1 protein-coding gene is annotated in these 698 nt (G+C 66.5%); it reads left to right on the top strand.

The annotated features are described in order from the left end of the window. Positions 1–698, top strand: a 698-nt coding sequence (locus tag AU465_RS32960; protein ID WP_246506629.1) for an EF-Tu C-terminal domain-related protein, incomplete at both ends; no start/stop codon positions are given.

Genomic DNA, 698 nt, shown 5'->3' with positions numbered 1-698 from the left:
TTCCCCGGCGACGACATTCCGATCGTCAAGGGCTCGGCGCTGGCAGCGCTTGAGGATTCCAACAAGACCATCGGCGAGGACGCCATCCGCGAGCTGATGGCTCAGGTCGACGCCTACATCCCGACGCCGGTTCGTCCGCTGGACAAGCCGTTCCTGATGCCGATCGAGGACGTGTTCTCGATCTCGGGCCGCGGCACGGTCGTGACCGGCCGCGTCGAGCGCGGCGTGGTCAAGGTCGGCGAGGAGCTCGAGATCGTCGGCATCCGTCCGACCGCCAAGACGACCTGCACGGGCGTCGAGATGTTCCGCAAGCTGCTCGACCAGGGCCAGGCCGGCGACAACATCGGCGCGCTCTTGCGCGGCATCGACCGCGAGGGCGTGGAGCGCGGCCAGGTTCTGGCCAAGCCGGGTTCGGTGAAGCCGCACAAGAAGTTCGTGGCCGAAGCCTACATCCTGACCAAGGACGAGGGCGGCCGCCACACGCCGTTCTTCACCAACTACCGTCCGCAGTTCTACTTCCGCACGACCGACGTGACCGGCATCGTGACGCTGCCGGCCGGCACCGAGATGGTGATGCCTGGCGACAACATCACCGTCGACGTCGAGCTGATCGTGCCGATCGCCATGGAAGAGAAGCTGCGCTTCGCCATCCGTGAAGGCGGCCGCACCGTCGGTGCCGGCATCGTCGTCACCATCAA

The sequence above is a fragment of the Mesorhizobium silamurunense genome, assembly GCF_014843905.1.
Lineage (GTDB): Bacteria > Pseudomonadota > Alphaproteobacteria > Rhizobiales > Rhizobiaceae > Mesorhizobium > Mesorhizobium silamurunense.
Note: the sequence above shows the minus strand (reverse complement) of the source record. Positions and strands in the feature narration are given on the sequence as shown.